This is a genomic window from Pseudomonas californiensis (assembly GCF_021147775.1).
Classification (GTDB): domain Bacteria; phylum Pseudomonadota; class Gammaproteobacteria; order Pseudomonadales; family Pseudomonadaceae; genus Aquipseudomonas; species Aquipseudomonas californiensis.
In genome coordinates, this window is record NZ_JAGTPK010000010.1 from 193996 (window position 1) to 210254 (window position 16259).

Here is a 16259-nt window from a genome sequence, read left to right on the forward strand (position 1 = left end):
CCTAACCCCATATCTATTTGAATTCCAAAGCCAAAGTGGCACACCAGCGTTCGCCACGTGAGCCCAGCGGGCTCAATATTACGGAACGGCCTTCGCCGTGCGGCACAATGGTAATGGTCAGGTCCGGCTTTGGCAAAAAGCCTGCACCACGCTGGGGCCATTCGATCAGGCAAAGTGACTCGCCGTCGAAGTAATCACGCACCCCCATGAACTCCAGTTCTTCCGGATCGACCAAGCGATAGAGGTCAAAGTGAAAGACCTTGGTCGTACCTGTTTCGTAAGGCTCGACCAGCGTGAAGGTCGGGCTCTTGACGGCCCCGGCATGCCCGAATCCACGAATCATGCCCCGCGAAAGGGTAGTTTTCCCTGCACCCAGATCGCCTTCCAGAAACACGACGCCGACACCCTCACAGACGCTGGCAAGGCGCGCACCCAAACTCATCATGGCTTCTTCGCCGACCACGTGAAGCGTCAAATCAGACACGGTTGCAGCTCCTCCAATAACTGACGAATGGCGGGAATAATATCGCTCGCGGCCATCCCACGACCGGCTTCACCGACCTTTTGGCCGGCACCGGCATGCAACCAGACCGCCAGACTGGCCGCATCGAATGCGGTCATGTGTTGCGCCATCAGCGCACCAATCAAGCCAGCCAATACGTCACCAAGACCCGCCGTCGCCATCGCCGGATGGCCGTGGTCGCACAACGCGAGCCGACCTTCTGGATCAGAGACCAGGCTGCCCGAACCTTTAAGCACGCACACCGCATTGAATTTGCGAGCCAAGGCATGCGCCGCCGCAGCACGATCTGCCTGGACCTCTTTGGTGCTGATGCCCAACAAACGAGCAGCCTCACCCGGATGTGGGGTGATGACACTGTTTTTCGGCAAGGTCACTTGCCCTGTAGCCAGTTGATTGAGCGCATCGGCATCCCACACTTGCGGACGATCCGCATTGGTCGCGGCCGACAGCAGGCTACGCCCCCAACTGGCCTGGCCAAGGCCGGGACCGACCACCAGCACACTGGCGGCCTCGATCAACCCCATCAACTGGTTCGCCGAGCTGATGCCCGCGCTCATGATTTCGGGCATTCGCGTCAGCACCGCAGGCACATGCTCGACACGGGTCGCCAGCGTCACCATGCCAGCCCCACTGCGCAGGGCGCTTTCCGCGCTCAGCAAGGCCGCGCCGCCAAATCCGTGATCGCCGCCGATAACCAGTACGCGCCCATAAAGGCCCTTGTGGGCTGTGCGCGGGCGCGGTGCCAGGCGAGGCAGGTTGGCAACGTCCAGACGCCTTGCAGCCACCGGCACTTGAGCAACCAGATCGGGATCGGCCAGCAGGTCATCAAATACAAGGTGCCCCACAAGGTCCGGCGCATCGCCAGTCAGCAGGCCCATTTTCAGACCTATAAAGGTGACAGTCAGGTCTGCGCGCACAGTGACGCCTTGCGACTGCCCGGTATCGGCACTCAGGCCCGAGGGAATATCCACGGCCGCCACCGGCAGACCACTCGCGTTGATCGCATTGATCGCCGACACATATGGCTCGCGCACCTCACCTTCCAGACCCGTGCCCAGCAACGCATCCACCACAACGCCGGTCAGACGCTGACCTGCCCAGGGCTGGATATCGACACTGGCCGCAGCTGCGTGAGCCGAGGCTGCATCCCCTTCCAGTGCTGCGGGATCAACCACCGTCAACACACGAACCTGCCAGCCGGTCTTTTGCGCCAGCGAAGCGATCAGGTAGCCGTCACCGGCGTTGTTGCCACGCCCGGTCAATACGGTCAGTTCACTCACTTCCGGCCAGCGACGCCGGATGGCCCGCCAGGTTGCATGCGCAGCGCGCTGCATCAGCTCGAAGCCCGGCGTGCCAGCGGCAATCAGACGAGCGTCGAGGTCACGAACCTGTGCGGCGTTGTACAGCGCGTCGGGTAAATCAGGTTTAGTGTCGAACATGCGTTTATAGGCTCCGATGTCTGGCAGAATTATACGCACCTTAGCTCCGGTTTCTCTCTGCGCATGTCCGCTATTACTGTTGAACCCCCAACTTGCGACCAACTCGCCACTCTTGCGCACTCAATCAAGACGTGGGGCAAAGAGCTGGGCTTTCAGGAAGTCGGGATCTCCGGGCTGGACCTGGCTGAACATGAACAGCATCTGCAACGCTGGCTCGATGCCGGTTATAACGGTGAAATGGAGTATATGGCAGCCCATGGCAGCAAACGTTCCCACCCCGAAGAGCTGGTGCCGGGAACGCTGCGCGTGGTGTCGCTGCGCATGGATTACCTGCCGGGCGATACGGAAATGGCCAAACGCCTGACCGAACCGGAAACTGCTTACGTGTCGCGTTACGCCTTGGGGCGTGATTACCACAAACTGATCCGCAAACGTCTTCAGCAGCTCGCCGACCGTATCCAGCAGGCAATCGGTCCATTTGGCTTCAGGGCCTTTGTCGACAGCGCACCGGTGCTTGAAAAGGCCATTGCCGAGCAAGCTGGGCTCGGCTGGATAGGCAAGAACACTCTGGTGCTGAATCGCAAGGCTGGCAGCTTCTTTTTTCTCGGCGAGCTTTTTGTCGACATGGCCCTGCCAGTCGATCCACCTCACACGACGGAACACTGCGGACGCTGCACGGCATGCCTGGACATCTGCCCGACGGCAGCCTTTGTCGGCCCTTATGTGCTGGATGCGCGGCGTTGCATTTCCTACCTGACCATTGAACTGAAAACAGCCATTCCGGAAGAACTGCGCCCGTTGATCGGCAATCGGGTCTTTGGGTGCGATGACTGCCAGATCGTCTGCCCGTGGAACCGCTTTGCCCGTCCCACGGATCAGGGCGACTTCCAGCCGCGCCATAACCTGGACAATGCCGGGTTGGCCGAGCTGTTTCTGTGGGATGAGGACACCTTTCTCAGCAATACCGAAGGTTCGCCGCTGCGCCGCGCCGGTTACGAGCGCTGGTTGCGTAATCTGGCCGTCGGCCTGGGCAATGCCCCCTCCACCATTCCAGTGATGCAGGCGCTTGAGGCACGGCGCGACTATCCGTCAGAAATGGTCAGGGAACATGTGGAATGGGCGCTGCGCCGGCATGGCGTAGCCGTCTGAGCTCAGGGCTCAGGGCTCAGGGCTCATCCTTGTAGACGAACTTGGGCATTTCCCAGTGAAAGCGTATCGCCAGTAACCGCAGCAGCAGCCCACCGAACAGGGTAATCATGACCCCCTGCTCCGAAGGCAGCTCCAGGTACTGACACAGCAGAAAACACCAAGCAGCCAGAAACGAGACGCTGGCATACAGCTCCCGGCGAAAGATCAGCGGAATATCGTTACAGAAAATGTCACGCAGAATACCGCCGAACACGCCGGTGATAACGCCACACACCGAAGCGATCAACAGGCCGTGGCCTGCCTCGAGCGCAGTCATGCAGCCGATCAGGGTAAACGCTACAAGCCCGAGTGCATCGAGCACCAGAAACAGTGAGCGCAGGTGCCGCATCAGCGGCGCAATGAAAATCGTCACCAAGGCAGCGACGCTGGTCAGCACCAGATATTCCGGATGCTTGACCCAGGTCAGCGGGTAGTGGCCGATCAGTACGTCGCGTACCGAGCCGCCACCCAGCGCGGTGACACAAGCGATCAGGACCACACCAAACCAGTCCATGCCCCGACGGCCAGCCGACAGCGCACCCGTCATGGCCTCGGCGGTAATGGCGATCAGATAAAGCATCAGCAACATGGCGGCTACTCTGCAACAAAGGCGCGCAGTCTAACCAGCCGACCTGCGCACTGAAAGAGTGCAGCCAGAATTATCTTCTGCACTCAAGCCAGCCCGCACACGTGAAGCGACTTACTTGATGAAGTGCTCACGATAAAAACGCAGCTCGGCAATCGACTCGCGAATGTCGTCCAGCGCGAGGTGGGTGCTGCCTTTCTTGAACTTGAGCTCGGGCGACCAACGGGCGGCCAGCTCCTTGAGCGTAGAGACGTCCAGGTTGCGGTAGTGGAACCAGTTTTCCAGAGTCGGCATATGGCGATACAGGAAACGACGGTCCTGACAGATACTGTTGCCACAGATCGGCGAGCTGCGCTCGGGTACCCATTGCTGGATGAACGCCAGCGTCTGCGCTTCGGCCTCGGCCATGCTGATGGTGCTCTCGCGCACACGCTGGGTCAGGCCCGAGCCGCCGTGTTGGCGCGTATTCCACTCGTCCATGCCCGCCAGCGTCTCGTCACTCTGGTGCACGGCGATCACCGGACCCTCGGCCAGCGTGTTGAGCTCACTGTCGGTGATGATCGTGGCCATTTCGATGATGACATCGGTGTCAGGGTCCAGACCGGTCATTTCCAGATCGATCCAAATCAGGTTTTGCTTGTTCTGCATGTGACGACTCCTCAGCGTAGGCGCGCAGTTTAGCTCACCCTGCCGTGCTAGACTCCTGCCCGATCAAACGTACTGTTACATTCATCGGTTTCATCACATCGGAACACCCATGGCCAAACGCCAACTCAATCGTCGTCAAAACTGGCGCATCGAAAAAATTCAGGGCGAACGTGCTGCCCGGGCCGCCAAGCGTGAGTCTGTCACACTGGAAACACTGGAAGGTGGTGACCTCGGCCCGGAGCAGACCGGCCTGGTGATCGCCCACTTCGGGGTGCAGGTTGAAGTAGAAGCTCAGGAAGGCGAACAGAGTGGCCAGGTCTTCCGCTGCCATCTGCGCGCCAACCTGCCCGCGCTGGTTACAGGCGACCGTGTCGTCTGGCGCGCCGGTAATCAGGGCATCGGCGTTATCGTCGCGCAACTGCCCCGCTCCACCGAACTCTGCCGTCCGGACTCGCGTGGCCAGCTCAAACCGGTGGCCGCCAACGTCGATCTGATCGTGATCGTCTTCGCGCCAATGCCCGAGCCGCACGCCAACCTGATCGACCGCTACCTGGTGGCCGCCGAGCACGCAGGCATTCACCCGCTGCTGCTGCTCAACAAGGCTGACCTGATCGACGAGCAGAACGCGCCGGCACTGAACGCACTGCTGGCGGTTTATCGCACGCTCGGCTACCCGGTGCTGGAAGTGTCGGCCCACCAGGGTGACGGCATGCAGCAACTGCAAAGCCAGCTCGACGGTCACATCAGCGTGTTCGTGGGTCAGTCCGGTGTGGGCAAGTCCTCGCTGGTCAACAGTCTGCTGCCAGAAGTGGAGACGCGGGTTGGCCCGTTGTCCGAGCTGTCAGGTCAAGGCACGCACACCACCACCACCGCGCGACTGTTTCACTTCCCGCGCGGCGGCGATCTGATCGACTCACCGGGTATTCGTGAATTCGGCCTGGGCCACGTGAGCCGAGCTGATGTGGAAGCGGGGTTCATCGAATTCAACGACCTGATCGGCACCTGCCGCTTCCGTGACTGCAAACACGACCGTGAACCAGGCTGCGCATTGCTCAAGGGACTCGAAGACGGCCGCGTGCAGCAACAGCGCATGAACAGTTATCGCTCGATCATCGCCAGCCTGCCGCAAGACAGCTACTGATCACCGAGTATTGACTGCAAGCCGCACACAAAAACGCCGCGATCATCGCGGCGTTTTTGTATCGGACACGGCTCAGTTTTTCGCCGGTTCCACCCTCAAGGTGCCTTCCTCGAAGATATTCAGCTTCTGACGGATTTCGTGGGGTTGCGCATACGCCTGAGGATCGGACGGTACCGCCTTCGAAGCCCCAGGGACACCTGGAGCTGCCGGTGCCTGGGCTGGCTGCGCAGGTGCGGCACCTGAGTTTTGATCACCTTCTATACGTGCCTGAGCCTTCTTGGTCAGTACCACAATGTCGATACGGCGGTTGACCGGATTGAACGGATTTTCGCGGTCATAGAGCGCTGATGAAGCGTAGCCCACTACCCTGGCAACCTGTTCGTCGGGATAGGTACCCGCCACCAGGGCACGGCGCGCAGCGTTGGCACGGTTGGCCGACAATTCCCAGTTGCCAAAGCCGCCGTTACCTACAAAAGGCTTGGCATCGGTATGACCGCTGACACTGATCTTGTTCGGCACGCTTTTGATAGTGTCAGCCATCGCCAGCAAAATATCCTCGAAGTAAGGCTTGAGGCGTGCGCTGCCCGAATCGAACATCGGTCGGTTGTCAGCGTCCATGATCTGGATGCGCAAACCGTCCTGAGTGATCTCGAACAGGATCTGGTCCTTGAACTTCTGCAGTTGCGGATTCTCCTCGACCTTGTTTTGCAGTTCTTGAAGCAGCATCTCCAGACGCTCTTGCTCGACCTGCTCAGCCTTGGATTCCGAGGTATCGGACTCGATGGGCACTGTGTCCGGCGATGGTGTGGACTTGACCTCAGGATTGAGCGTCTGGTTCGGCGACATTTCCGGCGAGCCGCCCAAGTCAATCACGTAGGGCGAACCGCTGTCCGAAAACCCGACCGGGTCCTTGAAGTAGCCTGCCACAGCAATCAGTTGCTCGGGTGTGGCAGAAGACATCAGCCACAGCACCAGAAAGAAAGCCATCATTGCTGTCGCGAAGTCAGCGAAGGCGATTTTCCAGGCACCACCGTGATGTCCACCACCGAAGCGCTTGACGCGCTTGATGATTATCGGCTGATTGTTTTCCATGACTCAGCGACCGCGAACTGCTTGTTCCAGCTCACTGAAGCTGGGGCGATGCAGCGGGTACAGAACCTTGCGACCGAACTCGACGGCCAGCGATGGCGGCATGCCGGAAGCCGAAGCCACCAGCGAAGCCTTGATGGATTCGTAAACGTTCATTTCTTCCTTGGCATCGTGGGCCAGGGAAGTTGCCAGAGGACCGAAGAAGCCGTACGCCGCGAGGATACCGAAGAACGTACCAACCAGTGCCGCACCTACGTGCATACCAATGGCCGCCTTGTCGCCCGACCCCAGAGAGGCCATGGTCACAACGATACCCAATACGGCTGCCACGATACCGAAACCGGGCATGCCGTCGGCGATACCGGTGATGGCGTGGGAAGGATGCTCAAGCTCTTCCTTCATGCTCAACAATTCCATGTCAAACAACCCTTCCAGCTCGTGCGGAGCCATGTTGCCGGACGACATGATGCGCAGGTAGTCGCAGATGTACGCAGTCATGCGCTCATCTTTCAAAACACCGGGGTATTTGGCAAAAATCGGGCTGGCGGCCGGTTCTTCGATATCGCCTTCAATCGCCATCATGCCTTCACGGCGGCTTTTGTTGAGGATTTCGTAAACCAGGCCCAGCACCTCAAGGTAATAGGCGTGGGTGAAGCGCGTCCCGAACATCTTCAACGACTTCTTGAACACGTGCATGGTCATGTGGCCGGGGTTGGCCTGAAGAAACGCACCCAGCGCAGCACCGCCAATGATCAAGACCTCATAGGGCTGGAACAGCGCCATGATCTTGCCGTGAGACAGGACGTATCCGCCGAGAACGCTCGCGAAAACGACAATGATGCCGATAATTTTAGCCATAGGAGAAAATACTTTACTGAGTCGGGTTCAGGGACAGTCCGGAAGTTCTTGAAACTCTTCTTCTCCTTATCGGCCTAAGTGGGCCAGACTATAGCCAGTTATTGCTAAAAACCACTTCGCCCGTTGCATGAAGGGTTGAAAATGGCCGTTGCGCCCTGAACACTGGCAGTCTTCCCGTTCAGAAAATCAGCCGTACAGGCCCTCGAATGTCGACAGCACACGCTTCACCTCATACGGTTCCGAAGACGCTCGATGCCTGGGTCAGGCACCTCGATGGCGTGGCATTGCCCGTCCCTGTAGCCAATCACGATCGTGTTCGCGCCGCACTGAACGACAGCCGCCGCTCGCTGCGTGAAATCGCAGAAATGATGCAGGAAAGCCCGGCGCTGGTGCTGAGCGTGATGCGTGAGGCCAACCATCAGAATCACGGCACGACCGAACAGGCTGAAAGCCTTGAGGTGGCGATCAACCGACTGGGGCTGGCACGCACCGAGACATTGCTGGGTCGCCTGCCTGCCAAGCCGGTTGAAGAGATCCCCGCTGCATTTCGTCAACTGATTCTGGTCAGCCAGCATGCCACGCAGCAGGCGAACGGCCTGTTCGCCAGTCGTCTGGCGCGGCTGTGGCAGGACATTCATCTGGGCAGTCTGCTGTTTCTGGCGCCGCTCTGGCCGCTGGCTCTCGCTTACCCCAAGCTGCTGGAGGAACTGGAGCTTCGGGTTATCCACAAGGGCCACTCCAGCATCGTTGTCGAAAAAGAGCTGTTTGGCGTCAATCTGCTGGAACTGTGCCTGGCGCTCGCCGAGTTCTGGCGCCTGCCGGTCTGGGTCACTCGCGGTTATAAGCTGCTGCTCAATGAGCGCCGTGATCTGGTGAAGGCACTGCGCATTTCCCGGGAAGATCACAGCCCGCTGCAACAGCAACAGCTGATGGACGCCGATCCGAACATGCAACGCTGGTTGAACCAGCCCGCCAACACTGTACTGCTTGGCAACGGCCTGGCGCTGGCGGCGCAGCACGCCTGGAACAGTCCGCATTGCCTGCGCTGGGAGCGCCTGACCAGTCTGTATCTCCAACAGTCCCTGGATGATGTGCAGCAACAGGCTCACCAGAACGCAGCAAGCAGTGCTCGCATTCACAATGAAAAAGATCTTTGGCATCCGGCTGAAGCCCTGCTCTGGCCCTGGGATGCGCGCCGCGTGCGGCGAGACAACGACCCCGCGCCGCCGCCGTCGGCCGACGCGCTGCAGCTCTGGCGCAAGCAGTGTGCCGAGTTGTTGCAGGAGCCAAGCCCGTTCATCAACGCCATCCACCTGACTACTGCGGCGCGCGACGCCTTTTCAGCCTGCGGCATGCAGCGCGTCATGCTGCTGATGGTCGACAAGACATCTACCGTGATGCGCGTGCATCAATCTGCCGGGTTGCCACCAGAGGCGGCGGCACTGCAGTTGTTCATCAAAGAAAGTACTGTGCTGCAACGCCTTCTGGCCCAACCGACTCAACTGCGCATGACACCCGTCAACAATGCCCAGTTTGCCGCGCTGCTACCTGCGCCGCTCAAGACCCTGTTCAGCGGTCAACACTGGCTTATCCGCTCGCTGAGCAGTAACAACAAGGTGATGATGCTGGTGGTGGCTGATCAGGGGGGCGGGCCGCTGTCGGAAATTTCCGTTCAAGCATTCGGAAAAACCGCGCAATGTATTGAGCGGGCGCTGGGCATCTTTAGTCATCGCAAAGCCTGAGGCCTGGCGTACAATTCGCATCTTTCTTTTCATCGGAGGCTGCAAATGTCCGTATTCGCTGGCTTACCGCTGGTCATCGAGCCCAACGACCTGCATGAGCGCCTTGATGCCCCGCACCTGATTGTTGTGGACCTCACCAGCAGCGCGCGCTATGCAGCCGGGCATATTCGCGGAGCCCGCTTCGTTGACCCCAAACGCACCCAACTGGGCAAACCGCCTGCGCCCGGCCTGCTGCCGGATCAGCAGGATCTGGAAGCCCTGTTCGGCGAGCTGGGCCACAACCCTGATGCGGTCTACGTAGTTTATGACGACGAAGGCGGCGGCTGGGCCGGACGCTTCATCTGGCTGCTGGATGTTATTGGTCACAGCCAGTATCACTACGTGGACGGCGGCTTGCTGGCCTGGGAAGCTCAAGCGCTTCCCCTGACCCAGGACGTACCGGCTCCAGCAGGCGGGCCCGTGCCACTGACCCTGCATGACGAACCCACTGCCACACGCGAATACCTGCAAAGCCGCCTCGGTGCAGCCGACCTGGCGATCTGGGACGCTCGCGCTCCGACCGAATACTCTGGCGAAAAAGTCGTCGCAGCCAAAGGCGGACACATACCAGGCGCGGTCAATTTCGAATGGACCGCAGGCATGGACAGGCAACGCGACCTGCGCATCCGCCAGGACATGGCGCAGATCCTCGAGAACCTGGGCATTACCTCCGACAAGGAAGTGATCACTCACTGCCAGACGCACCATCGCTCAGGCTTTACGTATCTGGTCGCGAAGGCGCTGGGCTACCCGCGCGTCAAGGCCTACGCGGGTTCGTGGGGCGAATGGGGCAACCACCCGGACACACCTGTCGAAAAATAACGCAGTACCGGTCTTCCCCGTGAATCGGCCAGACCCTCTTATTAAGCTTTGGGAATATCAATGAAAGATCGTTTGTTCATCCTCAGTCAGTACCTGTTGCCTCACCACCTGCTGTCGCGTCTCGCAGGCCTTGTTGCCGAATGCCGTGTCACCTGGTTCAAAAATGCGTTCACCGCCTGGTTCGCCCGTCGCTACGAAGTCGACATGACCCAGGCCCTGGTTGAAGACCTGAAGGCGTATGAGAACTTCAACGCGTTCTTCACCCGCGCATTGAAAGCTGATGCCCGTCCACTGGACAGCGCACCCGGTGCCATTCTGTCGCCTGCCGACGGCACCATCAGCCAGCTCGGCGCCATCGAACACGGCCGCATCTTCCAGGCCAAGGGCCACAGCTTCAGTGCGCTTGAACTGCTGGGCGGCGATCCGAAGCTGTCGGCGCCGTTCATGGGCGGTGAATTCGCGACGGTCTACTTGTCACCTCAGGATTACCACCGCGTACACATGCCTCTCGCGGGCACTCTGCGAGAAATGGTCTATGTGCCGGGTCGTCTCTTCTCAGTCAACCAGACTACCGCCGAAAACGTGCCGGAACTGTTCGCACGCAATGAACGTGTGGTGTGCCTGTTCGATACAGAGCGTGGCCCGATGGCCGTGGTTCTGGTGGGTGCAATGATCGTGGCCTCGGTCGAGACCGTATGGGCTGGCCTGGTAACGCCGCCCAGGCGCGAACTGAAAACCGTCAGTTACGACGAAGCTGCGCGCGCGCCGATCCACTTGGAAAAAGGCGCAGAGATGGGCCGCTTCAAGCTCGGTTCCACAGCCATCGTTCTGTTTGGCCCTAATCAGGTCAAGTGGGCCGAACAGCTGACCACCTGCTCGAAGATCAACATGGGACAGGCGCTCGCCTCCCCCCTACAGGCCTGATGCCAAGGGCACGCAGCGCGTAACACCTCCCGCTGCGTGCCCTCTGGACCCCGACCGCAGTAGTGGCCGATTGCCGCAGTTGCTGCGTGGCGCGGCCTATGCTGGTAAAGTCGGTCTACCGGTGAAGTAGGACACTTCGCACTTTTATTGACGTTCACTTGACACCAAACGGCTGCGCGGTGTTATTGACGTCAATTTAAAGCCGCCGTTCAGGCCATTGAGTCGCTGGAGTTTGCCTGTCACATGAGTAATTTGAGCCTCCCTCTGCTGTTGCGTGCACCCACGCCAACGCAGTCGAGCCTGTCATTCAGTGAAGCGAACCCTCGCGACTTGAAACGCTGGATCTCCAGGCTGCCCAAGGCCAACCTCGGTGAGATGGCCCGTCAGCTGTATCAGGGGCTGACAGAACTCAACCAACTGATCACTCCCGGCGACAACCGCCTGCAAATGCTCGAGCTGTTGCGCCCGGAAGTCTATTTTGTCTGTAAACATCTTGAGCGCCACTTCCTCAATCAGGCCATCGTGCTCGATGAGCGGCCGCGCAAGGTTGCCAATCTGTGCCAGGCACTGCAAAACCACTTGGCCACCGGCTATAAACAAATCATCCAGCAGGTAGCGCCGCGCTACAGCAAAGATCAGAGCGTGCTGCTGGCCACTGCACTGCAACGCGCACTGCATGGCTTGAATGGGCCGCTGATCCGTGCCAACCAATTGTATTGTCCGGTACAGGATGGGCTGTGGCTTGAACTGCACCAGCTCTATCAGATTGCGCGCCAGTTCCAATTGCACGCCACACCGGTTGATGAGCCGCTGGGCCATCACACCAACACGCTGACCGCAGAGCAAACCTATCTGATCGCGCTGATGATGGGCTGCTCGCGCTGCAATCAGATGCGTCAGCTGAATATCGGCAAGCTGGCCGACGCCCTGGAGGCCTGGAGCGCGCTGGTCACGCTGCAGTCGCCAGCAGGTGACAGCAGCCTGTTCGCGCTTGATCCAACCTCGGACAAACCACCGCTTTACCGAACGCTACTGACCGAAGACCAGGCGCCCACACTACTAGGGATAAACCCGACACCGCTGGCAGATGCAATCAATCACTACCTCGCGCTGCCGGACGACCAACGCTCGCCTTCAAAGCTGCTCATTCCAACCGGCATCAACACCGACCTGTTGCAGCATCTGGCTGCAGCCTGGGGCGATGTCGCCGAGCGCACCTTTCAGCGCACGGCAGGGCATGGCACGTTGCGGCTGTGTATCGGCATGAGCGCATTGCATTACTACGTGGCTGGTCAGAAATCATTCAGTGAGCTGCTGCTGTTGAGTAACGCCAGCAACGTTGCGAACTTCACTCTGAAGATGGCCAACGACGATCCGGACGACCCGTGGTCCGGCGCGTTCGACACACAGCGCGGCAATACCTCTGAGGTGCTGCTGCCCTATGAAGAAATCGAGTATCAGAAAAAAGAAGACGGCGACTCGTCAAACGCCCAGCACACTTTCCCGACCTTCGATGTGAACATCGTCAACCACAGTCCTGGCGGCTATTGCCTGGCCTGGCAGAAGGAAGTGCCGCAGCAGCTGCAAGCGGGTGAACTGGTGGGCATTCAGGACGACGCTGGCCAGGGCTGGAGTGTCGCGATTGTGCGCTGGGTCAGGCAGGTTCGCAGTGGCGGGACACAAATGGGTATCGAATTGATCGCCCCCTTCGCCCAGCCCTGCGGCATGCAACTGATACGCGAACAGCACAGCAGCCAGTATCTGCGCACCCTGATGCTGCCAGAAGTGCGTGCAATGGACAAACCAGCAACGGTGCTCGCGCCGCGCCTGCCCTTTCAGGAAGGCAGCAAGGTGATGATCAATGTGAACGGCGAAGAGCGGCGCGCGACATTGAGCAACCGCCGAATCAGCAGCACCAGTTACAACCAGTTTGAATATCAGGTATACGACGCACCCAAAGCCGCAGAAAGCGAGAAATCCCAGCCTGGGCAAGAGTTCGATTCCCTGTGGGGCTCGCTCTGACTGCAGATTAGTTGTAGCTGCCGGTCCTGCCCATGCGCTCCCGACAGCTCAACAGCAAAGCGTAGCCGTATCAGTGTTTGCCTTCACGGTCCCGGAAACCCAGCAGGTAAAGCACACCATCCAGCCCCAGCGTCGAGATCGCCTGCTTGGCAGACTGCTTGACCAGAGGCTTGGCACGGAACGCCACACCCAGACCAGCGATCGCCAGCATCGGCAAGTCATTTGCGCCATCCCCAACGGCAATGGTCTGTTCCAGGCTCAGGCCTTCCTTGTGAGCCAGCTCGCGCAGCAAGTCTGCCTTGCGCTTGGCATCGACAATTGGCTCGACAGCAACACCGGTCACCTTGCCGTCGACGACCTCAAGCTCGTTGGCGAACACATAATCAATGCCCAGCTTCGCCTGCAACTGCTTGGCGAAGTAGGTAAAGCCGCCCGACAGAATGGCGGTCTTGTAACCCAGACGCTTCAGCTCTGCGAAGAGTGTTTCGGCACCTTCGGTCAGGCGCAACGAGGCGCCGATCTGATCCAGCACACCGACATCCAGACCTTTGAGCAAGGCCAGTCGCTCCTTGAAGCTGGCGCTGAAATCCAGCTCGCCACGCATGGCACGCTCGGTGATCTCGGACACCTGCTCGCCGACACCGGCCGCCTTGGCCAACTCGTCGATGACTTCGGCTTCGATCAGCGTCGAGTCCATGTCAAATACCGCCAGACGACGATTGCGCCGGAACAGCGAGTCCTGCTGGAACGCGATATCCACGTTCAAGTCCTGCGCCACGCTGAGAAACTCAGCCTGCATGGCTTTCGGATCAGCAGGCTCGCCGCGCACCGAAAACTCGATGCAACCCTTGCCCTTGTCGGCTGGCGTGTCGAGCGGCATGCGTCCGGACAGGCGATCGATCTGATCGATATTCAGTCCGTACTTGGCAGTAATCGCGCTGACGCATTGCAATTGCTCGGCCGTCACCTTGCGGGTCAGCAGCGTCACGATATGACGCGCCTTGCCCTGGCCTTCGACCCAATGTTGATAATCCGCCTCGGACACCGCCGTGAACCGCACCTGCTGGTCCAGTTTGTAGGCCGTGAACAGAATGTCCTTGAGGACAGATGAACCCTGCTCGGTACCCGGAATTTCAACCAGGATACCGAACGACAAGGTGTCGTGGATCACCGCCTGACCAATATCGAGAATGTTCACGCCACCCTGGGCGAGGACGCCGGTGATGGCTGCGGTGAGACCCGGACGGTCGACACCAGTGATGTTAATCAGGACGATTTCGCGCAAGGCGCACCCCCGCAGTGGAAAAAAACCGCATTCTAACCACTTTCAGTGACCACCGGGCACAGGCAGCGCTTTGCCGCTACTGGGTCGCTCGTTATACTGCGCGGCAACTTCACCGAAAGAGCCGTGCTCTGTGAACCGGCCCACGCCCGTTAAAACCGATAATTTCTTCCTGCTCATCTTTCGTGCCCTGCGTCATCGCCGTGTACCGATCGCTTTGCGCATTGCCAGCCATAACGTGATCCTGGTCGCCTTGGCGTTGGTGATTTACGCCGGCGTCATGGGCCTGCAGTTCAAGCAGGCAATGCATGAGCAGGCTGACGCACTGGGGCAGGCCCTGACGACTCAGACCGCCACCTCGGCTACCGAGCTGTTGGTGTCAAACGACATCCTCAGCCTCAATGTGCTGCTGGGCAATCTGGTCAAGAACCCACTGGTTGCGCACGCCGCAATCTACAGTGTGGACAACCGCATCCTCGCGGAAGCGGGCCAGCGTACAAAAAATGGGCTTCTGGGTGAAGCTCAGGGCCTGTATGAAATAAAGATCACGTTCCAGGACGTGATGGCAGGCCATTTGCGCATCAGCCTGGACATGTCGCAGTTTCAGCAGCCTATGACCATCAGCCTGCAAAGCATGGGTATCCTCGCGGGTATTCTGCTGGCACTGGCGCTTGCGCTGAGCCTGCGTCTGGGTCGTCATATCTCGACACCGCTCATGCAGATGCGTATCTGGCTGCGCGACATCGATCCGTATACGCCCGCCACCGACCGTCAGGATGAGATCGGCGACCTCGCGCGGCAACTGCGCACGTCATTCGCGCCTCCCGTCCCGGAACCGGAGCCAGTGCCGGAACCGGAGTACGAGGAAGAAGACGACAGTGAAGATCCGTATCTGGAGCCCGAAGAAAAGCCATCACCTTCTTTTTCCGCACGCGACACTGCCCCTGTAGCGAAACCTCGCTTGCCTGCCCCGCCGTTACAGCGTCGTATCGTCGCCGAGGAAGATGAAGAAGACGACGGTGAAGATCCGTTTGCCGATCTTCGCGATAACTCAGAGGCTGCTCCGGTGACCCGTCCAGTGGCGGCTCCTGCAGTTTCGGCAGAGCCTCAGCCAAGCGCGGTACTGGCTGTTCAGTTGGGCGCACAGGATCAACTGCGTCGCCTGCCTCGGGCGCGCCTCACCGAACTGCTGCAACGCTACCGTGATTGCCTGGATCAGGCGGCGTCGCTGTACGAGAGCGAGCTGCACACGCTCAATGACGGCAGCACGCTGATGCTGTTCCACCGCCAGGAAAGCGGTGAAGATTACCTGACCAACGCGATTTGCTGCGGTGAGCTGTTGCGCGCACTAAGCCATGCCTTGCAGATCGAAGTGGCCGACAGCGGTATTACCTTGCAATTGCAGCTTGGCCTGACCCTGGGTGAAGGTCTGAGCGACTTGAGCCAGATCGATCTACTGCTCACCGAAACAGCTCAGGACGCTCTGGCCCTGTCTCAACACAGTCGTAACCTGCTGTTGGTCGAGCGCAAAGTGAACGATGACGCGCTCATTCGCCAGCGTGCCCGCATTCGCCCCATCGCAAGCCCTGAAGGCGCATGCTGCGTAGAACGCTTGATGGAGCCTTACCCATCAATGCTGGAACGCCAACTGGCCCGCATGCACGAAACCAACAAGGTCTGACACGAACTCGGGGACGGCGACTTCGGCCAGCATTCTTGAGCAAAACACAGCTCCCAACGGCTGACTGCCAAGGGAGCCGGCTTGCTGACGAAGAGGCCATCACATCCTGCTCTCGAAGAGGACGATATGGCGCCCAATAAAAAGCCCACATCTCTGTGGGCTTTTTAGTATGCGGTTGTCCCGTCCTGAATAAGGTTTACACCTTCTGACCTTTCCTCAGGAGGATTCAATGGACTCAGGCAAAAGGCGTAGCCAGCGCGATTACACGCTAGCTT

General features: G+C 59.4%; 14 protein-coding genes. 7 read left to right on the forward strand and 7 right to left on the reverse strand.

Annotated elements, in window-relative coordinates:
- Positions 1-13: 13 nt before the first annotated feature.
- Together tsaE and KDX37_RS12485 are read right to left on the reverse strand one after the other, a co-directional pair.
- Positions 14-484 (reverse strand): tRNA (adenosine(37)-N6)-threonylcarbamoyltransferase complex ATPase subunit type 1 TsaE, encoded by a 471-nt coding sequence (gene tsaE / locus KDX37_RS12480; RefSeq protein WP_231653010.1) that lies wholly within the window; start codon positions 482-484, stop codon positions 14-16.
- On the reverse strand, positions 472-1962 hold the full coding sequence (locus KDX37_RS12485) for an NAD(P)H-hydrate dehydratase (protein ID WP_231653030.1): 1491 nt from the start codon (positions 1960-1962) through the stop codon (positions 472-474). Before KDX37_RS12485 ends, tsaE begins: the two co-directional genes overlap by 13 nt.
- A 63-nt stretch (positions 1963-2025) precedes the next feature.
- Between KDX37_RS12485 and queG the strand changes: the two genes are divergently transcribed.
- Positions 2026-3111 carry a tRNA epoxyqueuosine(34) reductase QueG gene (gene queG, locus KDX37_RS12490; protein ID WP_231653011.1) on the forward strand — a complete coding sequence of 362 codons (1086 nt, stop codon included), beginning with the start codon at positions 2026-2028 and terminating at the stop codon, positions 3109-3111.
- A 16-nt stretch (positions 3112-3127) separates the two neighbouring features.
- Here queG and KDX37_RS12495 read toward each other — a convergent pair whose 3' ends face one another.
- Together KDX37_RS12495 and orn are read right to left on the reverse strand one after the other, a co-directional pair.
- On the reverse strand, positions 3128-3739 hold the full coding sequence (locus KDX37_RS12495) for a trimeric intracellular cation channel family protein (protein ID WP_231653012.1): 612 nt from the start codon (positions 3737-3739) through the stop codon (positions 3128-3130).
- A 111-nt stretch (positions 3740-3850) separates the two neighbouring features.
- A complete protein-coding gene (orn, locus tag KDX37_RS12500; RefSeq protein ID WP_231653013.1) occupies positions 3851-4384 on the reverse strand; it encodes an oligoribonuclease in 534 nt (177 codons plus the stop codon).
- 109 nt (positions 4385-4493) lie between these two features.
- On the opposite strand from orn, the gene rsgA reads away from it, so the two are divergent.
- Positions 4494-5525 carry a small ribosomal subunit biogenesis GTPase RsgA gene (gene rsgA, locus KDX37_RS12505; protein ID WP_231653014.1) on the forward strand — a complete coding sequence of 344 codons (1032 nt, stop codon included), beginning with the start codon at positions 4494-4496 and terminating at the stop codon, positions 5523-5525.
- A 72-nt stretch (positions 5526-5597) separates the two neighbouring features.
- On the opposite strand, the gene motB is transcribed toward rsgA, so the two are convergent.
- Both motB and motA read right to left on the reverse strand, forming a co-directional pair.
- The gene (gene motB, locus KDX37_RS12510) at positions 5598-6617 is read right to left on the reverse strand and encodes a flagellar motor protein MotB (RefSeq protein ID WP_231653015.1); all 1020 of its coding nucleotides are present in this window, start codon (positions 6615-6617) and stop codon (positions 5598-5600) included.
- Between the two features lie 3 nt (positions 6618-6620).
- On the reverse strand, positions 6621-7472 hold the full coding sequence (gene motA / locus KDX37_RS12515) for a flagellar motor stator protein MotA (protein ID WP_231653016.1): 852 nt from the start codon (positions 7470-7472) through the stop codon (positions 6621-6623).
- Between the two features lie 206 nt (positions 7473-7678).
- On the opposite strand from motA, the gene KDX37_RS12520 reads away from it, so the two are divergent.
- The 4 genes from KDX37_RS12520 to KDX37_RS12535 all read left to right on the forward strand — a co-directional run bounded on the left by KDX37_RS12520 (position 7679) and on the right by KDX37_RS12535 (position 13021).
- The gene (locus KDX37_RS12520) at positions 7679-9214 is read left to right on the forward strand and encodes an HDOD domain-containing protein (protein ID WP_231653017.1); all 1536 of its coding nucleotides are present in this window, start codon (positions 7679-7681) and stop codon (positions 9212-9214) included.
- Positions 9215-9259: 45 nt separating this feature from the next.
- Entirely contained in the window at positions 9260-10075 is an 816-nt protein-coding gene (rhdA, locus tag KDX37_RS12525) for a thiosulfate sulfurtransferase (RefSeq protein ID WP_231653018.1), read from the forward strand.
- Between the two features lie 54 nt (positions 10076-10129).
- Positions 10130-10999 carry an archaetidylserine decarboxylase gene (gene asd / locus KDX37_RS12530; RefSeq protein ID WP_231653031.1) on the forward strand — a complete coding sequence of 290 codons (870 nt, stop codon included), beginning with the start codon at positions 10130-10132 and terminating at the stop codon, positions 10997-10999.
- 243 nt (positions 11000-11242) lie between these two features.
- Positions 11243-13021, forward strand: coding sequence for a molecular chaperone (locus KDX37_RS12535; RefSeq protein ID WP_231653019.1), 1779 nt, complete (start codon positions 11243-11245; stop codon positions 13019-13021).
- A 70-nt stretch (positions 13022-13091) separates the two neighbouring features.
- Here the strand turns inward: KDX37_RS12535 and serB are convergent, their stop codons facing one another.
- Positions 13092-14306, reverse strand: a complete 1215-nt coding sequence (gene serB / locus KDX37_RS12540; protein ID WP_231653020.1) for a phosphoserine phosphatase SerB — start codon at positions 14304-14306, stop codon at positions 13092-13094.
- A 130-nt stretch (positions 14307-14436) separates the two neighbouring features.
- Here serB and KDX37_RS12545 point away from each other — a divergent pair, with 130 nt between their 5' ends.
- Positions 14437-15984 (forward strand): AhpA/YtjB family protein, encoded by a 1548-nt coding sequence (locus KDX37_RS12545; RefSeq protein ID WP_231653021.1) that lies wholly within the window; start codon positions 14437-14439, stop codon positions 15982-15984.
- The last annotated feature ends 275 nt before the right edge of the window (positions 15985-16259 follow it).

Bases quoted from the DNA above. Each gene is read 5' to 3' on its own strand.
- KDX37_RS12485 (WP_231653030.1), bottom strand. From the start codon at position 1,962: ATGTTCGACACTAAACCTGATTTACCCGACGCGCTGTACAACGCCGCA.
- queG (WP_231653011.1), top strand. From the start codon at position 2,026: ATGTCCGCTATTACTGTTGAACCCCCAACTTGCGACCAACTCGCCACT.
- KDX37_RS12495 (WP_231653012.1), bottom strand. From the start codon at position 3,739: ATGTTGCTGATGCTTTATCTGATCGCCATTACCGCCGAGGCCATGACG.
- orn (WP_231653013.1), bottom strand. From the start codon at position 4,384: ATGCAGAACAAGCAAAACCTGATTTGGATCGATCTGGAAATGACCGGT.
- rsgA (WP_231653014.1), top strand. From the start codon at position 4,494: ATGGCCAAACGCCAACTCAATCGTCGTCAAAACTGGCGCATCGAAAAA.
- motB (WP_231653015.1), bottom strand. From the start codon at position 6,617: ATGGAAAACAATCAGCCGATAATCATCAAGCGCGTCAAGCGCTTCGGT.
- motA (WP_231653016.1), bottom strand. From the start codon at position 7,472: ATGGCTAAAATTATCGGCATCATTGTCGTTTTCGCGAGCGTTCTCGGC.
- KDX37_RS12520 (WP_231653017.1), top strand. From the start codon at position 7,679: ATGTCGACAGCACACGCTTCACCTCATACGGTTCCGAAGACGCTCGAT.
- rhdA (WP_231653018.1), top strand. From the start codon at position 9,260: ATGTCCGTATTCGCTGGCTTACCGCTGGTCATCGAGCCCAACGACCTG.
- KDX37_RS12535 (WP_231653019.1), top strand. From the start codon at position 11,243: ATGAGTAATTTGAGCCTCCCTCTGCTGTTGCGTGCACCCACGCCAACG.